The organism is Clostridium sp. Marseille-Q5894, assembly GCF_946902305.1.
Taxonomy (GTDB): domain Bacteria; phylum Bacillota_I; class Bacilli_A; order Erysipelotrichales; family Coprobacillaceae; genus Thomasclavelia.
In genome coordinates this window covers 58,958-76,639 of record NZ_CAMPPT010000008.1, presented here as the reverse complement: position 1 = coordinate 76,639, position 17,682 = coordinate 58,958, and the positions used below count along the sequence as shown (strand labels likewise).

The 17,682-nt window shown below is 32.4% G+C and carries 12 protein-coding genes and 1 rRNA gene; 1 reads left to right on the top strand and 12 read right to left on the bottom strand.

Features of this window, described 5'->3' with window-relative positions; genetic code table 11:
* Positions 1-6: 6 nt before the first annotated feature.
* The 3 genes from OC535_RS11935 to OC535_RS11925 form a co-directional block, all read right to left on the bottom strand.
* A 16S ribosomal RNA gene (locus OC535_RS11935) occupies positions 7-1,531 on the bottom strand.
* A 492-nt stretch (positions 1,532-2,023) separates the two neighbouring features.
* Positions 2,024-2,740: a TrmH family RNA methyltransferase gene (locus OC535_RS11930; RefSeq protein WP_227052936.1), complete on the bottom strand. Its 717-nt coding sequence runs from the start codon at positions 2,738-2,740 to the stop codon at positions 2,024-2,026.
* Complete coding sequence (locus OC535_RS11925) at positions 2,737-3,402, bottom strand: M48 family metallopeptidase (protein WP_498823919.1); 666 nt, start codon at positions 3,400-3,402, stop codon at positions 2,737-2,739. The genes OC535_RS11930 and OC535_RS11925 overlap by 4 nt, the downstream gene beginning before the upstream one ends.
* A 54-nt stretch (positions 3,403-3,456) precedes the next feature.
* On the opposite strand from OC535_RS11925, the gene sspI reads away from it, so the two are divergent.
* The gene (sspI, locus tag OC535_RS11920) at positions 3,457-3,657 is read left to right on the top strand and encodes a small acid-soluble spore protein SspI (protein ID WP_024721912.1); all 201 of its coding nucleotides are present in this window, start codon (positions 3,457-3,459) and stop codon (positions 3,655-3,657) included.
* 5 nt (positions 3,658-3,662) lie between these two features.
* Here the strand turns inward: sspI and OC535_RS11915 are convergent, their stop codons facing one another.
* The 9 genes from OC535_RS11915 to OC535_RS11875 all read right to left on the bottom strand — a co-directional run bounded on the left by OC535_RS11915 (position 3,663) and on the right by OC535_RS11875 (position 17,681).
* Positions 3,663-4,109, bottom strand: a complete 447-nt coding sequence (locus OC535_RS11915; protein ID WP_227052934.1) for a hypothetical protein — start codon at positions 4,107-4,109, stop codon at positions 3,663-3,665.
* Positions 4,102-4,944, bottom strand: coding sequence for a hypothetical protein (locus tag OC535_RS11910; protein ID WP_227052933.1), 843 nt, complete (start codon positions 4,942-4,944; stop codon positions 4,102-4,104). Before OC535_RS11910 ends, OC535_RS11915 begins: the two co-directional genes overlap by 8 nt.
* Before the next feature lie 190 nt (positions 4,945-5,134).
* Positions 5,135-11,275 carry a glycoside hydrolase family 2 TIM barrel-domain containing protein gene (locus tag OC535_RS11905; protein ID WP_498823918.1) on the bottom strand — a complete coding sequence of 2,047 codons (6,141 nt, stop codon included), beginning with the start codon at positions 11,273-11,275 and terminating at the stop codon, positions 5,135-5,137.
* A gap of 191 nt (positions 11,276-11,466) precedes the next feature.
* Entirely contained in the window at positions 11,467-12,903 is a 1,437-nt protein-coding gene (gene pyk / locus OC535_RS11900) for a pyruvate kinase (RefSeq protein ID WP_034595641.1), read from the bottom strand.
* A 31-nt stretch (positions 12,904-12,934) separates the two neighbouring features.
* A complete protein-coding gene (gene pfkA / locus OC535_RS11895; protein ID WP_024721907.1) occupies positions 12,935-13,894 on the bottom strand; it encodes a 6-phosphofructokinase in 960 nt (319 codons plus the stop codon).
* Between the two features lie 102 nt (positions 13,895-13,996).
* A complete protein-coding gene (locus tag OC535_RS11890; protein WP_227052931.1) occupies positions 13,997-14,905 on the bottom strand; it encodes a primosomal protein DnaI in 909 nt (302 codons plus the stop codon).
* A 9-nt stretch (positions 14,906-14,914) separates the two neighbouring features.
* On the bottom strand, positions 14,915-16,159 hold the full coding sequence (locus tag OC535_RS11885) for a DnaD domain protein (protein WP_227052930.1): 1,245 nt from the start codon (positions 16,157-16,159) through the stop codon (positions 14,915-14,917).
* Between the two features lies 1 nt (position 16,160).
* Positions 16,161-16,730 (bottom strand): dephospho-CoA kinase, encoded by a 570-nt coding sequence (gene coaE / locus OC535_RS11880; RefSeq protein ID WP_498823917.1) that lies wholly within the window; start codon positions 16,728-16,730, stop codon positions 16,161-16,163.
* The gene (locus OC535_RS11875; RefSeq protein ID WP_024721903.1) at positions 16,731-17,681 is read right to left on the bottom strand and encodes a Gfo/Idh/MocA family protein; all 951 of its coding nucleotides are present in this window, start codon (positions 17,679-17,681) and stop codon (positions 16,731-16,733) included.
* Between the last annotated feature and the right edge of the window lies 1 nt (position 17,682).

Below are 17,682 nucleotides of genomic sequence, written 5' to 3'. Positions count from 1 at the left end.
CCTTAGAAAGGAGGTGATCCATCCCCACGTTCCCGTAGGGATACCTTGTTACGACTTCACCCCAATCATCAATCCCACCTTAGACAGCTCCCTCCTTGCGGTTAGGCCACCGGCTTCGGGTGTTATCAACTCTCATGGTGTGACGGGCGGTGTGTACAAGGCCCGAGAACGTATTCACCGCGACATGCTGATTCGCGATTACTAGCGATTCCAACTTCATGTAGTCGAGTTGCAGACTACAATCCGAACTGAGAATGGTTTTCTGGGTTTCGCTCCACCTCGCGGCTTCGCTTCCCTCTGCTCCATCCATTGTAGCACGTGTGTAGCCCAGGTCATAAGGGGCATGATGATTTGACGTCATCCCCGCCTTCCTCCAGCTTGTCACTGGCAGTCTCGCTAGAGTCCCCAACTTAATGATGGTAACTAACGATAAGGGTTGCGCTCGTTGCGGGACTTAACCCAACATCTCACGACACGAGCTGACGACAACCATGCACCACCTGTATCCCATATATCTATCTCTCCATCTCTGGAGCCTTTATGAGTATGTCAAGACCTGGTAAGGTTCTTCGCGTTGCTTCGAATTAAACCACATGCTCCACCGCTTGTGCGGGCCCCCGTCAATTCCTTTGAGTTTCATTCTTGCGAACGTACTACTCAGGCGGAGTACTTACTGCGTTAACTGCAGCACTGAGATTTGACTCCCAACACTTAGTACTCATCGTTTACGGCGTGGACTACTAGGGTATCTAATCCTATTTGCTCCCCACGCTTTCGGGACTGAGCGTCAGTTGCAGGCCAGATCGTCGCCTTCGCCACTGGTGTTCCTCCATATATCTACGCATTTCACCGCTACACATGGAATTCCACGATCCTCTCCTGCACTCTAGCTGCCCGGTTTCTATGGCTTACTGAAGTTAAGCTTCAGTCTTTCACCACAGACCCTTGCTGCCGCCTGCTCCCTCTTTACGCCCAATAATTCCGGATAACGCTTGCCACCTACGTATTACCGCGGCTGCTGGCACGTAGTTAGCCGTGGCTTCCTCATAAAGTACCGTCACTCGGATACCATTCCCTGTATCCGCCTTTCTTCCTTTATAACAGAAGTTTACAGTCCGAAGACCTTCCTCCTTCACGCGGCGTTGCTCGGTCAGGGTTCCCCCCATTGCCGAAAATTCCCTACTGCTGCCTCCCGTAGGAGTCTGGGCCGTGTCTCAGTCCCAGTGTGGCCGGTCACCCTCTCAGGTCGGCTACGCATCGTCGCCTTGGTGAGCCGTTACCTCACCAACTAGCTAATGCGCCATAAGTCCATCCTCTACCAGTGCCTTGGCACTTTTAATAAACTTACCATGCGGTATCTTTACCTATGCGGTCTTAGCTATCGTTTCCAATAGTTATCCCCCTGTAAAGGGCAGGTTACTTATGTATTACTCACCCGTTCGCCACTCGGGCATTGCTGCCCGCGTTCGACTTGCATGTATTAGGCACGCCGCCAGCGTTCATCCTGAGCCAGGATCAAACTCTCCATTGTCTCTTTATCTTTACAATCTTTCGTTTGTTTAGCTCTTCTTTTTCTCTTCTATCCGTTTCCGGATCCTTCTTTGACGTGTGTTTCTTAATTCTGTTTAGTTTTCAATGATCTCTCCGGCTTCTTTCGCCGACTCGATTATCTTACACTCTTTTCTCTTTTTAGTCAATCTTTTTTTTACTTTTTTTTCTTTTTCTTCGGGTTACTTTATCCCTTCTCTTGAGTGCCTCCTTAATTTACCATATCTCTCCCTCTTTGTAAATACCTTTTTTCCTCTTTTTTCTTTTTTTTATTTGCATAGTATAAAAAAATTAAAATCTAAGAATTAAATTATAGCTGATATCTACTTATATATGAAAAAAGTTCATAGAAATCATATTATATCGTTACCAAACTTTATAAAAAAGATCTCTATAAACAACTTATATTTTTTTCTTATAATAATCAAATTTAATTCTATAATACCGTTTATCAATTTTATACAGTTTGGCATTTTTATTTAAAGTAATACATTATAATACTTCCCGCTACTGCTGCATTTAATGATTCAATAGTTTTTATAGGAATATATCCTATTTGATCACATTTTTCTAAAATTTCTTTATTTATCCCATTACCTTCATTTCCTATAACAAATGCCATTTTCTTACAAGCATCAATCTTGTTTATATCTTTACCATTTTCTAAAGCACTGCCAACAACAGTGACGTCATTGGCTTGTAATTTAGAAATAATTGTCTTTAAATCACCATAAATACAGCTAATATGAAAATTAGCACCCTGCATGGAGCGCAGTAATTTATCATTATATAAATCAACACATCGATCAGATAAAATAACTTGATCAAAAGAAAATGCTAATGCTGTTCTAATTAAAGTACCAATATTTCCTGGATCCTGCAAATCATCTAAAATCAAATAACGCTTACCATCTATTAACTTTTCTTCTTTTTTTATTATACATTTTGCCATTATTGATTGTGGTGATTTAGTAAAAGCCAATTTCGCCATAATTTCATCACTAACTTCAAGAACCGGTAAATCACCACTGATTGCTTTAGTTGAAATTAGTAATTCAACCTGTTTCGCTTTCAATGCTTCTTCAACTAAATGCTCTCCTTCTATCAAATAATAACCTGTTTCATCACGATATTTCTTTTTCTTTAATTTCATTAATGCTTTAATTGTATTATTAGTACTTGAAGTTATCATATTCCTATCTCCTTTAATCTTTTTTCTCTTATTTTATAATCTGATAAACGTTTTCCAATTTCTTGATAAAATAATTTTGAATGATTAGGCTGGATGAAGTGACATAATTCATGAATGATCACATAATCAATTAAACTTTTATCTAAATGTACTAAAGCTAAATTAAAAGATACTTTATTTTGCTTTGAAAAACAAGCGCCCCAGCGTGATTTGTATTTTTTTATTTCAATTTCAGGCATTGTTAAATCAAACCACGTATTTAAATAATAACAGATTTGTTTTACTAAATAATCATATAAAATATTTTTCAATTCATTTTCAATTATTTCTTGAATTTTATGATGATAAACATAAATTTTATCTTCATGAATTGCTGCTTTATACATATTCACATCTTTTAAAATAATTTGATACCGGTAATTAAAAACATACACATAGCCATTATCGATATAATTAAATTTTGAAACATAATTATTAGTTTGTTTCAAAATAATATCTCGATGATCAAGTATCAATTTTTCAATCATTTCAATTGGAAAATTTGATGGCGCATTAACTACCAGCTTACCAGAAATAATCTTCAAATAACAATTTTTAATTTTTTTTATATTTAATTGATATTCAACAACTTGATTGTTAATTTCTATTTGCTTTATTTCCATAACTTCCTCGTATAAAAAATAATATTTCTCCCATAATAATTTAGGAGTGATAATATGGATATTCGTAATGCATTATTAACTAAATTACATAACAGTTCTTTTAATGAATTAAGAGAAATTATCAATGAAGGTATAGCTTCTAAGGAAGAAACGATTCTTCCAGGATTAGGAGTATTATTCGAAAAATATTATAATTCTTTAAATAATACTCAGAAAGATGAAATGATAAATTCTTTATGTAATTTATTGAAATAGACTCATTAAATGAGTCTATTTTTACGATATTTGAACTCTTCTTTTAAAGATCTCAATAACATGAATAATACTAATAAAATAAAATTGACCCTAAACAACTGATTAAATTGAACTACTAATAAAATAACTAATATTATCAATGGTAAAAGAGTTCCATAAGCAATTACTTCTTTACCATTTATTACAACTTTAGCATGTTCTTTATTTTCTTTTCTAAACGTATCAATAATAATTTTATACATTTCAAATAATAAATAGTTTAATATCCATAACAGCAAGAAATAAACTGTAGTATAAAAATTATCAGAAAAAATCTTAATAACAGCTCTAGTACTTGTCATATTAAAATAATTCATAAAATCATATACAAATGAACATATCGTAATAATAAATGTTGCAACAGCATTTCGCACCAAATAAAATACAATAAAGTCTTTTTTTATTTTATCCATAATAATCACCTACTTGACGAGTTATTAAATCAATTGAAAAAGCAAATTTATCATTATCATTACTAAAAATAATTACCACACTTAATTCTTTATTTTTAAAATTCTCTTCTTCTAAATAATATGATCCATAATCATTAGCGTTAATTAAATCTTTACTATTTCCACTAATTTTTTTAAAAACAACATAATTATCATTATCATCTTTATCTTTCTTAGGATCTTTTAAATAACGATATTCTAAAGATACTTTAGGATATTTTTTTATAATATCTTCATCGTTTGTTTTTAAACTTCCCAGCCGCATCATTTTATTTGAAATACTAGCATTTTCAATTCGATATTCTTTATTAGAACCCTCTAATTGTTCCACAGGGGTAATTTCTAAATCTAATTCACTGACAACTTCATCATTTACTTTCACTGTTAAATTAGCTTTTTCAACATCACTCAATTTGATTTTATTATCCTTAACCTCTTTTTCAATTACATAGCTTAAGTTATCACTAGAATAATTATTTAAATTAACTTCATACTCATATTTTTCTTTATCATTTTTTAATACTACTTTAACATTAGCAATAGCCCCTTGTTCAATTAAATCATTATTTTTAAAAATTACCTTTCCATCCCCGATAGAAAAAGTTTTTTCATTACGATATGCTTCAATATTCTCAACTTTCAAATCATCATTTTCACCATTTAACATATAATCGTAATAAACTACTTCTCCATATGTTTGAAAAATAAAATTATCATACATATAAAATAATGTTATTGAGACTATCAAGGTAAATATAACTGTCATCAATAAATTCTGCTTGTTTTTTTTACTCATATTTCATCACCTGTAGTATATTATATCTTATTTTGATTTATATAGAAAGCAAAACAGTTACTTACAAAACGACAATAATCATAATGGGATTGCATTTTTCAAAAATATCAGCCATAGTTTTATCATTTGAATTTTTTGATTTTTTCCGTAAAAAAGAACTGTTGTTTTTATCAACAGTTCTTAAAATTGACTATTCTTCAATTTTCTTTCTTTTTAATAACGTTACTACAGCTCCTGCTAATAACATTATTGCTGTTATTTGATTAATTTCTTTAGTATCACCTGTTTTTACAGTGCTATCTTTAATAGTATCTCCTGACTGTAATGGCATTTCTTCTTTTTCTTTTAATCCTTCGATGCTTTCTTGTAGATTCGCTATTGCTTCTTCTACTACTGCATATCCAGCTCCTTTATTTTCTAGAGCGTTTTTAGCATTTTCTAATGCTTTTATCATCGCTTGCCATGATGCTTCAGTATAATTTGCTTGATTCAATGCTTCTGCTTGTTTAATCAATTCTGCCAATAAATCTTTATTTGGTTTCAATCTTAATTCTAAGAACGCTTTGATCAAATCAGTATACGTTTCTTCTACTTCATTTTGCATCGCATTTTCATCAGCCAATACATCTTTTGCTTCAGTCAATACTGGTAACATTGCATTCCATGATACTTCACTATAATCAGCTTTATTTAATGCTTCTATTTTGTTTACTAGATCTTGTAATAATGTCTTATCGCCTTTGTAGAACTCTAATTTCCACATCACTTGAGCTAAACGATCAAAAGCATTATCTACTATTTCTTGAGTAACTTTTTCATCTGCTAAAACAGCTTTTGCTTCATCTAAAGCAACTCTAAATTCATTTACAACAGCAGGAACGACTTTATCTAAATCAGCTTCACTAACTTGACTAGCAATATCTACTGCTATTTCTAAAGCACCTTTATAAACTTTATCTGTAATATCAATTTTTTCAAGAGCTGCGATTGCATCATTAAGCATATCTAAAGCTTCATCGATTTGTGCTTGTGATGTTGCTGTATTTAGTAATTCAGTCGCATTTGCAAGAGCTTCTTTGAAGGCCTCTTTTGCAGGTCCATCTTTGTATAGATCCAAATTCAATCCACTTGCTTCAGTTACTAATTGACTAAGTTCTTCTTTATCTAAAATAACAACCTCTTTCAAAGCCATCATCGCATCTTTAAGAGTATTAGCTGCATTATCTATTGCTTCTTGATTTTTAGCAGTAGATAAAGTATCTTTAGCTGCCTGGTAAGCTGCTACAAATGCTGTTTTCTCTGCACCATCTTGATATTTAGAAAGATCTTGATTAATTAAATCTGCTGCTGAAATCTGTTTTTCTAACTCACTAAAGTCTAGAACAACTACTTCCTCTAATAATCCTTCTGCTCTTTCTAATTCAATTTTAGCGTTATCAACTGCTGTTTGAGTAGCATTTTCATCATCTAAAACAGCTTTTGCATTATCTAAAGCCACTTTAAATCCAACCCATGAATCTGCAGTGTAGTTACTTTCTACATAATCTTTAAATTCATCGTATTTTGCTTGTAATCCACTTTTATCAACATCTGCAGTATTTTCAACTGTAAATCTTAATTCTGCCCATGAAGCATGGTCATTATAATCATTACCATTAGTATCAACCTGCATGATGATATTGCTCTTACCTGTTACGTCAATATCGATCTCTTTTGAGCGTAATGCTTTCATTTGACCAGAATTATAAATCTCTTCACCATCTGCAAATACTCTAAAGATTACATCAGCACGATCATCTCCAGTAACAGTTTGATTAGAATTGATTCCAATAATCCCTTTCAAATTAGTATAACCCTTACCAGCTACATTTACTCCAACTCTACTTGGCGCATGAACTCCAACACCTTTAGTAAAATCAGTTACAACACCATCTACATATAATGAAATTGGATTAGCATCACATACATCTCTGCTGTTTGCAAAATATCCGCCTTCATCTATCGTCCATTCCATATCTGAAACATACATTTCATTTACTTCTCTAAATGTAATTGTATAAGTTTTTGTAACACCATAACTAGATGTTGCTTTGATTACTACCACCGCTGGTAGACTATCTGGCTGATTAAATTTTTCGACAACAACATTACCATCAGTAGTAACTACATCTACTACAGGAAGTTTATCATATGAGCCTTTTAATAACTTAACTTCATATGAATCTTTATTGACATCAAATCCATCAAGTTCTACACCATCTACTAAAATAGATTTAATTGGTAAACTTGATTGGGTATTTTTATTACTTTGTTCCATTAGTGTATCTACATCATCAGTAGCAATTGGAACAATTCTAAATGTATGTGAATAAGTTTGACCTTTTTTGATCGTATATTGATCTAATGGTCCTGGTCCACAAGCTGCTCCACCTAATCCACGTTGTACTTGATCAACATTAAGAACGATATGGTCAGATTTTGGAACTTGATACATATGACGATTACCGGCCATATCTTCATCTTCATAACGTGATACAGAACTATTCATATCATCTTGAGCCGCAATCATGAAGCCAACACCAGCATCATTAGTTACTGCAGCCCAACGAACATCAGTTCTATTTCCGTTTTCTTGCGGTTTCAAATATTTATTTTCTGCATCTATTGCATCAACAGTTGTTTTATATACATCAATCAATGCTCCAGTATTTCTATCATTGTAATTTTCAAATGGCCCGCGACCATAATATGTATAATTACTAAATTCTGTTGGAACATTTAATTTCATTCCGATTCGTTTTAATGAACCAGAAATCGTAGTCGCTGGAGTAACAGTATTAGTAACAACGACTTCACCATTACCATAAATTTGATAACTGATCGTATTAGGCGAATCACTTCCATCCAGACTTCCTGTTACTTCAACCTGTACTAAATTCGCGCCTTTTGTTACTTTTACATCAGATACATTGAAATGATCTTTTGTGTTTATAAGATTTGCATCATCTGATTCATACATATCATCATCAATTGGTGCCCGATAATAATTAGGAGTAGGTCCCTCATTCATTATCGTCTTACCAGCAAATGTATAATTTGTGATATAACCCGTTGTTTTATCTAATGACAATGCGTAATCGTTACCATTTACGTTACCAGTAATATTTAATGCTTCATCCGTTTCTTCAACATTACTAAATTCATTGTTACCATCAATCGCTGGTTGAGCAATTGTAGTAACATATGCTAAATTCAATTGTTCATAAGCAATAATATCACCAGCATGACCACTATAATCACCAGCCCACATTTGATCTTCTTTTAATGTAACTTGGAATTCTAAGAAATAATCTCTACCTTCTACTTTTTCAACATCTGGTAAATCAACCGTAATTTCTTTTTGCGATAGAGCTGCTAAATCTTTTTGTTCTTCAGATAAAGTACCTTCTTTTAATACTTTATTATTTTCTTTGAACTGCCATGAAACATCATATTTATTTAAATTAGTATTTAAGAATTCGTTAACAACGCGTACTGTACCATTAGCAGCTTTTCCATCATTATAGAAGTTTACTTCTTGGAAAACTTTTTTAGCGTCTAACACTTTTGCCGAAATTGTACGATCTGCATTAATAATACCATTTCCACAGAAATTGCCATCATTTACCCGCTGGTCATTCCAATCGCCACCATATCCCCAATATGTTTTATCTTCATAATTAGTTCCAGTAGTAGTTATTTTGCTATTAGCAAAATCCATTGCGTAAATTACACTTTCATCAGTTTCACTGATATTATCAGCTGCAATTTCATCAGCAGTTAAAACTCGATTCAAAACTTTAACACTATCAATTGCACCATTCCATGTACGACCAGAATTTTCTGGATCATAACCTACACCGATGCTTAAACTATTTGTATCAAATGGTACTGAGGCTTTATTTGCTAACTCAGCTTTCAATTCACCGTTATAATATAACTTATAATTACCATTTTCATCACATGTTGCAGTTAAGTGCTTCCAATTACCATCAGTAAAATCACTTGGAATAGCCATTGTAAGAGTACCAGCGCTCCATCCATTAACAAAGAATTCAATTGATTTCCCTTGAGAAATCTTTAGGTTATAACCACCAGTATCTCCTTTTGATAAGATTGCTTGATCACCACTTGTTCCATCTGATTTTACCCAAGCATCTAAAGTAAGACCTGTGCTGGAATTAGCTGTTAAATCTGTTTTTGCCGGAAGAGTAACATAACCATTTACTGCTTTCGTTCCATTTCTACCTTCAGTTAATGAACCAACAACTGTCCCAACTGTATTAGTTTTAGTATCTGTAACTGTATAACTTTCAGTATTAATTACTTTTGTTTCGATAGATTGATCGATCCAATCCCAAACAAAACCACCTTGAGCATTCTCATAACTGCGGAATACATCCCAATATTCTTTTAAGTTACCTAATGCATTTCCCATTGAATGGGCATATTCTGATTGGATATAAGGTAATTTGTTACCTGTATTTGTTACTTGTGAAATAACACTAGATACTCCCCAATATTGTGAGCTATAAATATCTACCATCGATTCTTCACGCGTAGCACCATAACGATTTTGGCGTTCATATTTACGGATACGACTTGGATCTCTTTGTAAGATCCATCTCGTTGAATTCCAGAATGGGAAATCATCTGTAAGAGCATAATTTGTATAAGTTGCCTCATTTCCCAAAGACCAAATCACTACTGATGGATGATTTTTATCACGCTCAACCATATTTTGAGTACGACTCATGACCGCATTGTTCCAAATACCTGTATTAGGTAAATTTGAAGAAGTTGCACCAATATGTGTTTCAATATTTGCTTCATCACACATATAGATTCCAAATTCATCAGCTAAATCGTAAGTTAAAACATTATTTGGATAATGTGAAGTACGAATAGCATTGATATTATGTTCCTTCATCATCTTTAAATCTGTTACAATTTCTTCTTTACCAATTGCTCGACCTTTATCTAATGATGTTTCGTGACGATTTGTTCCACGGAACATAATCTTTTCACCATTGATCTGCATTTGTTGTTGACCAGCATCATTGATAACAACGTTTTCAATTTTTCTAAATCCAATTCTTTGTACTGCTGTTTCAATAACTTCACCTTTACTATCTTTCAATTGTAAGACAATTCGGTACAAATTAGGTGAATCTGCAAACCATTTCAATGGATTAATAACTTTTGCACTTCCTGTTTTTTCAATTCCTAAATCATCAATCAATTCTTCGAGATCTTCTTTTGCAGGATCTAAAGTATATTCCATTTTAATCGGTTCTTCTAAAATCGGATCATCATTTTCGTTTGAATAAAGCTGTGCTTCAACTGTATAATCTCCGCCTTTTTCATTAGCAAGATTTCTAACTGACGCATCAATAGTTAATGTTGCATCTTCATTATTTTCATCCAATTGTTGTTTAATGAAGAAATCTCTCAACTCTACTGTATCTTTAGAATATAGATAGACATCTCTAAAAATACCACTCATACGAATAAAATCCTGATTTTCTAGATAACTTCCTGTTGACCAGCGATAGACTTGAACTGAAATCGTATTTTCTTGTCCAGCAATACTACCATTAGCATCTGTGTTTAAATAAGGGGTAATATTATACTCATCGGCAGTATAGCTGTCTTCACCATATCCAACTTTTTGTCCATTTACATAAACATAAAAAGCAGACTCAACACCTTGGAAGGATACAAATACTTGTCGTCCATCCCAATTTTCACTTATTTTGAAATTACGTTGATAATGACCTACACTATTATTTACTGTAGGAGCATGAGCATTAGCAGCATCCAATTCAACATCTTCAAAATTTTGCCAAGGATATCGTTGATTACTATAGATTGGCGGTTCATATTTGAAGCTGCCATCTTCATTTCTAATTGTTTGAATATTACTTGGCACGTTGATTTTGTCCCATCCTTCACTGTCCCAATCAATCGTATTATCATCTGGGTCACTAATACGCTGTGCTGGATTTTGAACAAATTTAAAATCCCATTCACCATTTAGAGACGCATAATAATTCGATTTTGAAGGATCTTTTGATAATGCAGACTTTTCATTATCCATTCCAACTTTAGCATCATGATATGGAATAAAACTAGAACGCGCATATTCTCGATTTTCTTCAACGATTTCTAATTCATCATACCATGATTCTCCTTCATATGGACTAGCAGCACTGACTAATATTTGTCCTGAGGTTGCAAGACATCCAATAGTCATCGCACTAACCAATATGGAAGGTATAATCTTCTTCATTTCTTTATCCTCCTCCTTTTCCCTTATATTAGTTATTTTATCAGTTAAAATTTTAAATTGTAATGCAAAATTTTATTATTCATAGGAAAGAATTTATTCTCTATATTTGTAATAACAATTAAACATAAGATTTTTTGGTTAAATAAATTTTAAAATGCAGTAAACAAAAAAAGCTGAATAAATCAGCCTTCTTATTTTACAGTTACTAATTCTAAATAACTTGTAGTTCCTCCAACACCTGGTGTTCCTGCTGTAATTAAAATTTGTTCACCTGGTTCAACACCATTTTCTTTTGCAAGAATCTGTGCGTATTCTATTTGAGAGACACGATCTCCCATCCATTTACAAACAACACCTTTTACACCCCAGTTTAGTGCTAAAGAACGAGTTACAGGTTCATTTGGTGTAGCAGCAATTATCATTGATTCTGGACGATAACGAGATACACGTTTAGCAGTCGAACCACTTTCTGTATATACTACAATCGCAGAAACTTTGAATTTAGATGCAATTTCAGCCACTGACATACAAATAGCTTCTGAAGGATCTTCTGGTGCTGTTCTAATAGCTTTTCTTAAAAATGACGCATAATCTAAAGTTTCTTCTGTTTTTAAAGCAATCTTAGTCATTGTCATAACTGCTTCTTCAGGATATTTACCTTGAGCAGATTCACCAGATAACATAATCGCATCAGTACCATCATAAATAGCATTAGCAACATCGCTTACTTCAGCACGTGTTGGTCGTGGATTTTCCTGCATGCTGTCTAACATCTGAGTAGCAGTAATAACCACTTTACCTACTGCACGACATTTTTTAATTAATTTCTTTTGAATCAAAGGTACATCTTCAGCAGGCACTTCTACTCCTAAATCACCACGAGCTACCATAATACCATCGGCTACTTTTAATATTTCATCCATATTATCAACACCTTCGCTATTTTCGATTTTAGCGATGATTTGAATTTCTGGATGTCCATTTTCAATCAATAATTTTTTAACATCTAAAACATCCTGCGCACGTCTAACAAATGATGCTGCAATAAAGTTTACCCCTTGTTCACATCCAAAAGTTATATCAGCTGTATCTTTTGGTGATAAGTAGTCAAATCCTAATTTGATTCCAGGAACGTTGATTCCACGTTTATTTTTAACTACACCATCATTTGCACATACACAAACAATATCAGTTCCTTCAACATGGTCAACTAATAATTCAACTTGACCATCATTTACCAAAATAAAACCACCAGGTTTAACATCTTGATATAATTCTTTATAAGTTATTGTGAAACGATCACTTGTTCCTTCAATATCTTCTTGACAAATAGTAACAACTTGTCCTTTTTTAAACTCAGTTTTACCACCTACAAAATCACCTGTTCTAATTTCAGGTCCTTTAGTATCTAATAAAATTGCAATATTTTTATTTAATTCTTTACTTAATTTACGAGCTGTAATAATTCTTCCACCATGTTCTTCATAATCACCATGGGAAAAGTTAAGTCTCATTACATTCATTCCTGCAAGAATTAATTTCTTTAACATCTTTTCATCTTCACTTGCAGGTCCAATCGTACAAACAACACGTGTTTTCTTTTTTCTTTCTTTCAATTCAAATACCATACCTAATATCCTCACCTTACATTAATTTATATTAACGAAGCTTCATTGCATCTTCGTAAATACCAAAATCTGTCTTACGCTTTTGAGATAAAGTTTCTGTAATATCTAAACCTTTAATTTCTCCATGAACTTCACTCACACAAAGTCCACCTTTACCTGCTTCTAATAATTCAACCGCATATACCCCCATACGTGAAGCAAGTACACGATCACGTGCTGATGGACGACCACCTCTTTGCATATGACCTAAAACATTTGCACGAGTTTCAAAACCTGTTTCAGCTTCTACTTTTTTTGCTAATTCATGAACATCAGTAATATGTTCTGTAATAACAACGATTGCATGTTTTTTATCTGATTTTTTAGAAGCTTTTAATCTTTCGATCACTTCTGCTTCATCATAACCAATTTCACTAGTAATGATCATTTCTGCACCAGCTGCAATCCCCGCATTAATCGCTAAGTCACCACAACGACGTCCCATTACTTCAAGAATAGTGCAACGTTGATGTGAACTTGATGTATCTCTTAAACGATCCAAAGCATCAACAATTGTATTTAAAGCTGTGTCAAATCCAACTGTGTAATCTGTATTTGGAATATCATTATCAATCGTTCCAGGAATTCCAATACAGTTGACCCCCATCTCAGTAAGTTTTAAAGCACCGGTATAGCTACCGTCCCCACCAATAACTACTAATGCTTCCATACCTACTTTTCGCATTTGCTCAATTGCAGCTTTTCTAATTTCAGGATCTTTAAATTCCGGAAAACGTGCTGATTTTAAAAATGTTCCCCCTAAGTTAATAATATTTCGTGTACTGTGACGATCAAATTTAATAAAATCACCTTCGTACAAACCCTTATATCCTAAACGAACCCCGTATACTTCGATTCCTTTATTCAAACATGTTCTTGCTACTGCTCGAACAGCCGCGTTCATTCCCGGAGCATCTCCACCAGATGTTAATACACCAATACACTTAACCATTCTTTCTCCTCCTTATAACCTCTATTTCCAAGACATTTTAACACAAAAAGATTGATGTTTCCATCAAATCTTTAATATTTTAAATAAAACATTAAGATTTTTTTATCGTAGATCTTTACCCTTTAATTCTATTGGAATGCTGATTGCTTTTATTCTAGAAATCAGCCGTTCTACCCTTTCTTTATCGCCGGTTTTTAAAGTATATATTTTTTTTAACTTTTCCAAAGAATATTCACTTGTAAAAAAAGTAGCTTTTTCATTTTGAAGTCGATATGCCAAAACTGCAGAAAGAACTTCATCACGTGACCATGATGTAACACTTTCGCCCCCTACATCATCAATAACCAAATAATCAAGATTTTTCATCAGCTCGATTGAACTATTTACTCCTTCATTACCAAAAGAACTTTTTAGATCCATTAAATACGTTGGAAAATGAATAAAACCGCATTTATATCCTTTAATAACCAAACAGCGAATTAAAAATCCCATAATAGTACTTTTTCCACTGCCACCATCACCATAAAGATAAAAACCTTTATGAACTGGATTTTTTATATAATCACTCATCATCTTGATAATTGCTGTACCATTGCCTGTAGCATCATTTTTTAATGTTAAGTCACTTGGCTTAGTAAGCAAAATACGGCTACTAACATTTTTGAGTAAAATACTATTTAAAATATTCTGTTCATCAAAATATGTTTTTCCATATTGACAAGGTGTTAATGATAATTTGATTTCACCATCTTGATAGTTAAATTGTCGTACCATTCCTTTAGAAACCTTAGTACATTCCTTTAAAGACCGACATCCTTTGCAAATATCTAGATCCTCTTTATAATCTAAAAATTCAATCCAATTTTCTTCAATATCATGACGATTCAAATGATATTTTTCTAATATCTTAACTATATTATTATCATTTAATAATTCATTAATACTATTTTCTTTATTTTTATTAAAACTTTCATCATTAATAAATAAATTAAGACCCTGGATACTTTTCATGCTGTCCTCCTATTCAAACTGGCTCAAGAACTCTTCCAACTCAGTTTCATCAATATCTTTATCATCAACCATACTTATATTTTCTTCTTCAAGATCACTGTTATTACGACGATATTTTAAATACAAATTAGCTTCATCCATAGCTTCTTTAACCGTTTTTATTTTTTTACGTTTCCACTGTGAAGCACGTGATTGCATAAATGCTCGTGATAAAACATTGTCGCATTGTGACAGCGTTAGCTCAATCAAGACATTCATTACTCCAGGTTCTAAATATAAAGATGTCATGATAGATTCAACAATTTGCAAATCATGTTTTAATGGTTCTCTACCACCCTGCTTATCTTTTAAAAGCTGATAAGGATTGATACTTTCTAAATAACGAATATGCATATTTAATGGATCATCACCATGAGAACTTTTATGAGCTATAGGCTGTTTATGATATATTTCATTAAATTTTTCAGGCATCATTAAATCATGATGATCACGGCAATTTTTTATTAATAGTTTATGTACTAATTTATCATTTTGAATGCTGTCTTTGACAAGTCCCTGCATATCTAATGCATTGATACTATACAATGTTCCCAGCTGTTTAATGATTGTTTCATCATCACTTGTTATTATGCTTCTTTTTATCTGATAATCTTTTAATCCTTGATAAAATAGTTCCAAATCATACTCACTTTCAATTTTACCATAATCGCTGTTAAAATAATCTTTCTCGACTAATATCTCATTACTTCCCTCTAATAAATTTATATCAAAAACATCTGTAAATTTAGCAGTAACATTATCATAACTTTGATCAATATTTACAGCTGATGATTTAAAACACAATTTAGTGCGATACAATTCTTCTTCACCTAAACGCTGTAATAACAACGGTCCTAAAATAGTATGATTAAAAATCTTAGCTGGTGCTAATGGCGTTTTGATAACATATAAATAGATTCTTTTATTTTCAATATCTTTTTTATATTTAGCTAAAAGTCCAATAGCTTCTAATTTCAAACTCGCTTCATTTATTTCTGCTAGTGATAATCCTGTTATTTTGGTTAAACGACTAAAAAGACTCGGAGCTTTAGTTAAAGTAAGTTGATCTAATTCTGCATAAAGACTTAAATATAAACTACATGCCATGTTCCCAATCAGTGGTTGATATAATAATGATATCGAACGCATATGAATACTGTCAAGGGGATAATTAGCATTAACTGTATACAGATCTGACATCATTGATCCATTCATACTATCTTCCTTTCAATAGAGCTTCAATTTGTATATATAATTGTTCTAATCCTTGATTATTATCTAAAACAATATCAGCACGAAGTCTTTTCTCTTCAATGCTTATTTGGTTTGCAATAATAACTTTGGCATAAGCTTCATCAATGTTATCACGTTTCATCAATCTTTTTATTTCTTCCTGTTCGTTTAAATATACCACAATTATTTTATCACATAAATACTCTAAATTATTTTCAAATAATAATGGAATATCTAAAAAGATAAATTTTTTATCCTGATTATCAGCGATTACATCTTTAATTCTTTTTATCACATAAGGATGAATAATATCTTCTAGATCCTTTTTAGCTTTTCTATCGTTAAAAACAATTTGTCCCAAAGCTTTACGATCAATTGGTCCATCAGCTAAATTAAATCTTTGCTTCGTCCTATTAATACAATCATCATCAATAGTTAAAGCATCATATGCCAATTTATCACTATCAACTACTAAATAACCTTTTTCTTTTAAATAATTAGTTACAGTACTTTTACCAGTTGCAATACTGCCTGTGATCCCTAATACTTCCACTTACATCTTCTCCTTGATCATTTCTAGAATTTTAGCACAATTTAAACTATTATCAAGACTCATGATCTTACTTTCTAATTTATCTCTTTCAAGCAAATCATTAAAGTGAGCTATTTCACTATAAAAATCATCGTAATCATAATCAAAATGTTTATTAATAATTTGCCCATCATTTAAGATAATTTCAATATCTAAAGGGCGATGTAATGGTTTGACGATCATTTTACCAATACTTCCCGTAAAAATAGCCCGATTTTCTTTTTTGCGATCCATCGCACATTCAACTATTCCAATTTGATCATTAAATTCAATTCTAGCATTAACATAACTATCGACACCACATTCATGATGTTTAGACGTTACTGTTAAATCACTTATCGCAGCTTTAAAAAAATCATCTAAATAACTAATATTATAGATTCCTAAATCTAACAGGCAGCCCCCTTGTTTAGGATCAAATAAATAAGAATTAGGATCATACTCTAAATGTTCACTGCAAAATGAAGTTTCAATTTTTTCAACTTCACCAATTATCTTATCTTCGAGTAACTTTTTTGCTTCTTTATAACATGGTGTAAACTTATTTTTCATCGCTTCCATCACTAAAACTTTTTCTTTTTTAGCTAATTCTTTGATTTCTAACATCTGTTGACTATTTATTGTTGCTGGTTTTTCAACTAGAACCCTTTTATGAGACAAAATGCTTTTTTTAATCCATTCATAATGATAGTAATGTGGTAAAGCAATATATACAGCATCAATATTAGGATCATCTAAGATTTCTTGAAAAGAACCATAAGCTTTATGACATGGAAATTTTTGTTTAAACGCATTAGCCTTTTCAAGACTGCGACAACTTACAGCTTCTAAACAAGCTCTTTTATCATTGCTTAAAGCTTTACAAAAGCGATGGGCGATTCTTCCAGCACCAATAATTCCCCATTTTATCATT